Annotated in this window: 6 protein-coding genes; 5 read left to right on the top strand and 1 reads right to left on the bottom strand. The window is 57.4% G+C overall.

Going from position 1 to position 7322, the window contains the following annotated elements; translation table 11 throughout:
• The first annotated feature begins 169 nt into the window (after window positions 1-169).
• Together VGL70_09520 and VGL70_09525 are read left to right on the top strand one after the other, a co-directional pair.
• The gene (locus VGL70_09520) at window positions 170-1333 is read left to right on the top strand and encodes an aromatic ring-hydroxylating dioxygenase subunit alpha (GenBank protein HEY3303758.1); all 1164 of its coding nucleotides are present in this window, start codon (window positions 170-172) and stop codon (window positions 1331-1333) included.
• A gap of 203 nt (window positions 1334-1536) precedes the next feature.
• Window positions 1537-2373, top strand: coding sequence for an NAD(P)-dependent oxidoreductase (locus VGL70_09525; protein ID HEY3303759.1), 837 nt, complete (start codon window positions 1537-1539; stop codon window positions 2371-2373).
• A gap of 159 nt (window positions 2374-2532) precedes the next feature.
• Here VGL70_09525 and VGL70_09530 read toward each other — a convergent pair whose 3' ends face one another.
• Window positions 2533-4092, bottom strand: coding sequence for an ABC transporter substrate-binding protein (locus VGL70_09530; GenBank protein HEY3303760.1), 1560 nt, complete (start codon window positions 4090-4092; stop codon window positions 2533-2535).
• 107 nt (window positions 4093-4199) lie between these two features.
• Between VGL70_09530 and VGL70_09535 the strand changes: the two genes are divergently transcribed.
• The 3 genes from VGL70_09535 to VGL70_09545 all read left to right on the top strand — a co-directional run bounded on the left by VGL70_09535 (window position 4200) and on the right by VGL70_09545 (window position 7258).
• Window positions 4200-5006 (top strand): iron-containing redox enzyme family protein, encoded by an 807-nt coding sequence (locus VGL70_09535; GenBank protein HEY3303761.1) that lies wholly within the window; start codon window positions 4200-4202, stop codon window positions 5004-5006.
• 224 nt (window positions 5007-5230) lie between these two features.
• The gene (locus VGL70_09540) at window positions 5231-6268 is read left to right on the top strand and encodes an ABC transporter substrate-binding protein (protein ID HEY3303762.1); all 1038 of its coding nucleotides are present in this window, start codon (window positions 5231-5233) and stop codon (window positions 6266-6268) included.
• Between the two features lie 66 nt (window positions 6269-6334).
• Window positions 6335-7258 carry a hypothetical protein gene (locus VGL70_09545; GenBank protein HEY3303763.1) on the top strand — a complete coding sequence of 308 codons (924 nt, stop codon included), beginning with the start codon at window positions 6335-6337 and terminating at the stop codon, window positions 7256-7258.
• Window positions 7259-7322 lie beyond the last annotated feature (64 nt).

A 7322-nucleotide genomic window follows, 5' to 3' on the forward strand; every position in this document is an offset into this window, starting at 1 on the left:
CCCCTTTGTCAAAGGGGGATGAAGGGGGATTTCTCGATTCTTTGCGTTCTTGGCGTCTTGGCGCGGTACCGTGTAGCCTCGATTGGGCGGCCGCTTCGAATACGCAGCTTGACCGCCGCGCAGACGGAGTGTTAAAAACATAAAAGTCCACTCAAAGGTCGAGCCGGCTGTGGAAGGTCAAACGGAGATCGCTGAGCCAAGCAGGAACGAAGCAGACGACTTGCCGTTGCTTGGCTTTCGCAACTACTGGTATCCGGCCATCGGCTCGCGGCAGGTAGACAAAGCGCCCGTCGCAGTCCGCGTGCTCGGCGACGAGATTGTCCTCTTTCGCGCCGAAGCAAAGGTGAGCGCGCTCGCCGATCGGTGCCCTCATCGGGGAACCAAGCTATCGCGCGGGCGTATTATCTTCCCCGGAACATTGAGCTGCGGTTACCACGGCTGGACCTTCAATGCGCAGGGCGAGTGCGTCGGCGCCATCGTCGAAGGCCCCGAAGCGCTCGGCCCAAAGAAGGTCTGCGCTCGCGTCTATCCGACCGAGGAGCGCTTCAACCTTATCTGGATCTACATGGGCGAAGGCGATCCGCCGCCTCTGGAAGAAGACTTGCCGCCCGAGCTGAAAGAACCGGATCTCTTCACGTTCTTTGCCTTCACGGAATGGAAATGCAACTGGCGTTACGTGGAGGATAACTATCCCGATATGCTCCACGCTTTTTACGTTCACCGCACATCCCTTGAGGTGCTTTTCAACAAGCTCCCCGTGTGGGGCAAGATGAAGATGGAGCTATTGCCGGACAAAAAGGGAATATACGTCCAGGGAGTGGGCGGCAGCATGCAAGCAAACTATCCCGGTCTCGGCACATTTCCGCGCCGCCTCTGGTGGCGGGTTCTCGCGCGCAGAAGCGAATCGCGAACCGCCGGCGCGGACATCCGCATGCCCGGTTACATCGTCCTGAATTTGCGAGACCCTTATTTCGGCGTCCGGATGGCCAATCTCGGCTGGCCGGTTCCGGTGGACGAAAATTCCACGCGCCATCTCAACTTCATCGTCACCTACCCCAAGAACATCATCCACAAGTCGCTGCTTACGGCTTGGTACCATGCCTACTTCTGGCCGATGCACCGCCGTTTCCTTTTCCAGGACAGACGCCTGCTCGAGGTCCAGGATCGCAGCCGAGAGACGCTTTCAGCCAGCGACGTGGGCGTCATCAACTGGCGCCGTCTCGCCCCGAAGATTGCGCGCCAGGCCCGTTCATTGGCCAGCCCCGCCGTCAACGGCGCGGAAGAAAAATCTTCAGACCAAGGTACTGCGCTGGGAGGGAGCGAACGGCTTTAGCGTCTTCCTCAACCGCGGCATAGCCGGAACCAAGGCAGAAAGGCTGATCTCACCACGAAGGACCTAGCGCGGCTACGCCGCAACCAAAGTAGAAATAGACATTTCACCGCGAAGGTCACGAAGAGCACGAAGTTCAAGAGTTATAAAATTTACGAATCCTTCGTGGCCTTCATGATCTTCGTGATGAGAAAGTGTTATAGAACGTGAGAATCGTTGTCACCGGCGGCTCCGGTAAAATCGGGGCCTATGTTATCCGTGAGCTGAGCGCCGGCCATACCGTTACAGTTTTTGATCGGCTGCCTCCAGCCGATGCCAAAGACGCTCAATGGATCAGGGGCAACATTGAGGAGTTCGACGAAGTCGTTCAAGCATTGGCCGGCGCCGATGCGGTTGTCCACCTGGCCGGGATCCCCATACCCGGCAAAGTCCCCGACCATGTTCTTTTCCGCACCAATACGCTCGGCACTTACAACGTGCACGAAGCCTGCTATCGCTTGGGCATCAAGCGCGTCGTTTCAACCAGCAGCGGCGCCGTTCTCGGTTGGACCTATGGAGAGCGGGAACTGATCCCCAAATATTTGCCGATTGACGAAGACCACCCGGTGAGCCCTCATGATCCGTACGGGATGTCCAAGTTATGCGGAGAAGAAATCGCGCGGGCCTACGCTCTCAAGTGCGGTATGGAGGCGATCGCGCTCCGTCCGCCCAGGGTTCTGTTCCCGGACGGGGCCGAGCAACTGAGGGAGCAAGGGGGAACCCGCCCAAAAAAATTTGATCTTTGCGGGTACATTGACGCGCGCGATCTCGCCGGCGCTTACCGTCGAGCCGTAGAACTCCCTGACCTTGGTGCCAGCGTATTCTTTGTCGCCGCAGACGACAGCACCGCTGCCGAGCCCCTGTGCGAGATCCTCCCGCGTCTCATGCCTGTTCTGGGAGACATGGCGAAAACATTGACCGGAGACCGGCCGGGTGTGACCAACGAGCGCGCCAAGCGATCGCTTCAGTGGCAGCCGCGTTATTCGTGGCGCAGGGGAGATTGAAGAGAAAACATTCTTTGCGATCTTGGCGTCCCTCACCCCTTCCCTCTCCCGCTCGCGGGAGAGGGTGAGGGAGAGGGCAAACTCGCGCGCAAAGGCGCAAAGCATGTCCTGAGCGAAGTCGAAGGGGGCGCGAAGGGAAACGGCGATAATCCCGGCCACCTATTTATCCAGCCAGGTGTAATTGAGCCCGCCTTTATAGACGCGGAACTCGCCATCCTGTCCGGTGCTGAAGTCTTTAACGTAATCCCGCAGAGCAAAGAAGCGCGAAACGAAAGTAATCGGGATGACCGGAACCTCTTCGCTGGTTCGAGTCAATATCTGCTTGAACAGCTCCTTTCGCTTCTGCGCATCCAGCTCGACCTCGGCTTTCTCCAAGAGCCCGTCCACTTCCTTGTCGCACCAGCCGGAATAATTGCTCGCTCGGCTCTTGAGGTCGGGTATACAGCCCAGTTCGACGCCGTAAGTTGACGAAGGGTCGGGATGCAGGCCGCTTCCCATAAAATCGAACGTGAAAGTGCCTTTTTGGATGAGCGTTCGGTGCGCCGAATACTCGAAGAGCCTGATGTTGATGTTCAGCCCGATTCTTTTGAGCTGCGCCTGGATGGTGCTGGCCGCGGTCTCGGCATCGCTGCCCTGTCTGATCATGATGTCGACAGGCTTCCCATCGTAGCCGGACTCGGCCAAAAGGGCCCGCGCTTTGTTCAGGTCATTCGTGGGCGTCGGGATTCCTTTAATATTCCAGGCGTGCCCCGGCGGATACTTCTGATCCGCAACCGTGCCAAAACCGTAGAAGGTTGCCTGGAGAATCTCCTTCTTGTTCAGCGCATAGGCGATCGCCTGACGGAATTTTTTATTGTTGAAGGGCGGAACTACGACGTTGAAAACGAGCTGATGATAAGCGGCGTAAGGCGCCTCGACCGTGGTCAGTCCTTTGATTTTTCCCGACTTGATCTGCTCCACCCACTCGTAAGGGGAGCGCTCGATCATGTCGACGTCCCCGGCGCGAAGGGCGTTCATCCGGACCGTGGTATTGGCAATCGGCTTGAGAATAACTCTATCCAGAAAAGCCTTGGGCCCCCAATAGTCATTGAACCGTTCCAGGATCAACCTCTGCTGCGGTTGCCATTCGACGAATTTAAACGGCCCGGTTCCCGCAGGAAATTGATTGGGCTTATCGACTCCCTCCTGGAGCGATCCCTTGGGAACCACCGAGAAGGCTTGAATCTCGCTCAGGTCGTAAAGGAACGCGGCGCTGACCTTTTTCAAGGTGGCTCTCAAAGTGTTTTTATCCACGGCTTCCACCCGCTCGACTATGGTGAGTCTCTCGTAGCCGCGCGCGCCGTTCTTGGGATTCATGGTGTAATCCATGGCGAACTTCGCGTCTTCAGCGGTCATCTCCTGGCCGTTGTGAAATTTAACCCCTTTGCGGAGCTTGAAGACATACGTCTTCCCGCCGCCCGACACCTCCCAGGACTCGGCCAAGTTCGGCTGGATATTGCCGCGCTCGTCGACCGCCAGCAGCGACTCGAACATGAGATCGCGCACCGATTCGTCCGTCGAGATGGTCCGTATCAGCGGATTAGTCGCAGTGATGTCCTTGCCTATCGCCAGGGTCAGAACGCCGCCGCGTTTGGGCTTTTCCGCGCCTGCAACCAGAGCCGGCATCGCCGCCCACGCCAGAGCCAAAGCGAACAGCTTCGGTAAGAATCCGAATCTCATCTTAGCCTCCTTGGCGTCCTTACGAATACAGTCCGACTCGTCTTGACGCGTGATTTCAGACCGTGTTAGAGGCGTAGATTAACGCAGCCTCAAGGAGAATTTCAATCATGGGAACGACCGCCGAAGACATGGAGAGAGTACGCGATCTCTACAGATCGATCAAGAACCCTTGGAAGCGGCCGCGTTTTCCGGAGCCGCCCGCGGAGTTTTTGCCGCCGGAAAAGTTTCTGGAGCTCGCCAAAGAAGCCGTCTTGGCGCACCACACCAAGATCAATCATCCCTTCTGCGTCAAATTATTTCGCGGCGAGTGGACGGTGAAAGAGCTGCACGGCTGGATCAAGCAGGAGTACCACGCAGTCATGCAGACGCTCAGAAACGACGCGCATATTGTCGCCAATGCCGGTACACTGGAGGAGATCCGCGAGCAGCTCGGCGTCCTGATTGAAGAAGCGGGCGAGGATATCTGCGGCGGCAAGTACCCGGCCCATCCGGAGCTCTTTGTCAGAATGGGAGAGGGGCTCGGACTGAAGCGGGAGGAGATTCTCAACTCCGAGCCCTCGGCACTGATGCAGTTGATCATCGACGAAGAGCGCTATCGGGGGTTGCGCCTTACGATCGGCGGACTGCCGTCCAACCTTCGCCTAGGCGAAAGAATCAATGCCCTGGTCTTCCCGATTTGGGCCGAGGTTTTGCGCGACAAGTATCACGTTCCCGAGAAGGCGTTGGATTTCTTTTACGCCCACGCGGTCGACGAAGATCATGGAAAAGTCGGCCAGAGGGTGGTTCTGAGCCGGGCCGCAACCAGGGAAGCGCAGACCGAGATGTGGCTGAGGCTGAAACGAAGCCAGGCAAAACAATGGATCAACTACGACGTTTACCATGAAGCCGCCGAGGCGGCGGGGGAAGAAGTCTAAGTGGAAATGTTTAGAAGCGACAGTGTGGTCTCAGAGACTGGCTGAATATCTCACTGGTTCATCTCGGAATTCCCCCCTTTGGCAAAGGGGGGTCAGGGGGGATTTCGAGCCCGGCGGCAGACCAAATCCCCCTAAATCCCCCTTTTTCAAAGGGGGATCTCACGCACGGTCAGCCGTCTATGTTTTTAAACGAACTTTAAGACGCGAGACTAGGTAGGTGGGAAATGAGACGCGGATCCGGCGTGAAGCTGACGAGAAAAGTTCGCTTCTTCGTTATCGTCTTCTTGATCTCTTCGCAGCCGGTCCACGCCCAGGAGAAAAAACTGGAGCCTCTGGTAGTCTCTTATGCCTCGGTCTCGGGCAGCCGCGGACCCTTGTGGGTCGCAAAAGAGATGGGCATTTTTGAGAAGTATGGTTTGGACGGCAGACCCATCTATGTCCCCGCAGGCTACCCTTCCGTGAGCGCTTTGATCAGCGGCGATGTTCACTTCATCGCCACCGGCGGATCGGTGGTCGCGGCGGCGGCCGCAAAGGGCGCGCCCGTGGTGATGGTGGCGACTCTGGGGCCGATTGCCTACAAGCTCATGGCGCATCCTTCGATCTCCTCCGTCGAAGGGCTCAGAGGCAAAGTGATCGGCGGGCTTCGGCCCGGCACGACGACGGACTTCGTGCTCCAGCGGCTTCTCTTGAAGCTCGGCCTCGTGCCCGGAAAAGATGTCACGGTCCTGCCGACCGGACTGAGCCGGTCCGACGACAGACTGCTCTTGATGTTTCAGGGCAAGATACAGGCGACGCTCGGCACCGTAGACAACGTCACGCAGATCGAGTTGAAAGGCTTGAAGGTGAACGTTCTGGCGGACCCGCAGGAATTGGGAGTCCCGACTCCCGCCAGCGACATCTCCACGACGCGCCAGTTTTTGGCCAAACACCGCGATCGGGCAAAGGCCTTTCTCAAGGCTTTTTGCGAAGCGATCTGGCTGGGAAGAAATGACAAAGAAGCGGCCTTTCGCGCTTACCGCAAATATATGAGGATCGAAGAGCCCAAGCTGCTCGAATCGATGCATCGGAACTACTTTTTGATCTCCATCCCTCCCAAACCCTATCCTATAGAGGACGCCATTCAGGCGGATATAGAAGACTTGAGTTCGAGCATCACCGAGCTCAGGGGCAAGAAGGCTTCCGACTTCATGGATACGTCGCTTTTGAAGGAATTGGAAAGCGAGGGATTCTTTGCCCGGCTGCATGGACAAAAGACGAGATGATTCATCGGCAGGATGCGCAAGGTTCTCCGGTCCGGACTTGATCCATCCTGCGCCCGAGCTTCGCTCATGCCAACCGTAAGGCTCGCCTATAGAGACGATGACCGAACGCCGGTCATTTTCTGCGTCAAAGAGATGGCGCGGCGGCACTATGGCGTGGATGTTGAGGTCCTGCGCATCAAAGGGACGAAAGAATACGAAGCGGCGCTGTTCAATGATTCTTGCGACGTGATCATTGAGCACACCGAGTACCTGTATCCAGCGGCCGCGCGCGGCGAGAAGGTGGTCATGTTCTGCGCCCCGAGCCTGGGGCGCGGTTTGGAGTTGGTTGTCCCCGCCGACGTGCGCAACGTAGAGGCCCTGAGGGGCAAAACTCTGGCGGTGCGCGCCTCCGGCAGGCCGCACTCGCTCGTGCTGTGGCTGAGGATGATGGGGCTCGAGAAGGATGTGAAGCTCCTGACCGTCCACGATGATGAGGTCGGCAGGTGGGGCCAGTGGAAGAAAGTCCAGAGCGGCGAATGCGTTGCTACCTTCATGTCTTCGCTTTACTTGCCTCACGCTCTTGCTGCCGGGTTGCAAGTCCTTCCGGTTCCTGATCTCCCGGTGGTCGCTCATTACGCCCAGGCCTGTCTCTCGAAGTTTGCCAGGGAGAACTCCGATCTTCTGCGAGATTACATCAAAGCGGTGATCCACGGTGTTTGTTTGATGATCCTCAGAAAAGACGAAGCTTTGGAGATCGTCGCTCAGGAACCGATGAGGCGGATGAAGATCTCGGATCGAGCGGAGCTGGAAAGGCAGTTCGCCTCTATTGTCAAGGGACTGCAATTGAAGCCTTATCCGACGCCGCAGGCGATCGCCAATACTTTCGAGATCGCGACCGGGGAATTCGGCGCCGCCGAAATCAATCCGCTGACTCTATGGGATCTCCACTGGGTGAAAGAGCTGGATGACGAAGGCTTCATCGATGGTTTGATAACGCAGATGAGACACTGACGGAACTTCGTAATCCTATGCCTGAAAGTTTTCGCGGCCCGCGCAAATTTTTCAACGGTCCCGA

The organism is Candidatus Binatia bacterium (assembly GCA_036504975.1).
GTDB lineage: Bacteria > Desulfobacterota > Binatia > UBA9968 > UBA9968 > JAJPJQ01.

Excerpts from the sequence above, each read along its gene's own strand:
- VGL70_09530 (HEY3303760.1), bottom strand. The coding sequence starts at position 4,092 with ATGAGATTCGGATTCTTACCGAAGCTGTTCGCTTTGGCTCTGGCGTGG.
- VGL70_09535 (HEY3303761.1), top strand. The coding sequence starts at position 4,200 with ATGGGAACGACCGCCGAAGACATGGAGAGAGTACGCGATCTCTACAGA.
- VGL70_09540 (HEY3303762.1), top strand. The coding sequence starts at position 5,231 with ATGAGACGCGGATCCGGCGTGAAGCTGACGAGAAAAGTTCGCTTCTTC.
- VGL70_09545 (HEY3303763.1), top strand. The coding sequence starts at position 6,335 with ATGCCAACCGTAAGGCTCGCCTATAGAGACGATGACCGAACGCCGGTC.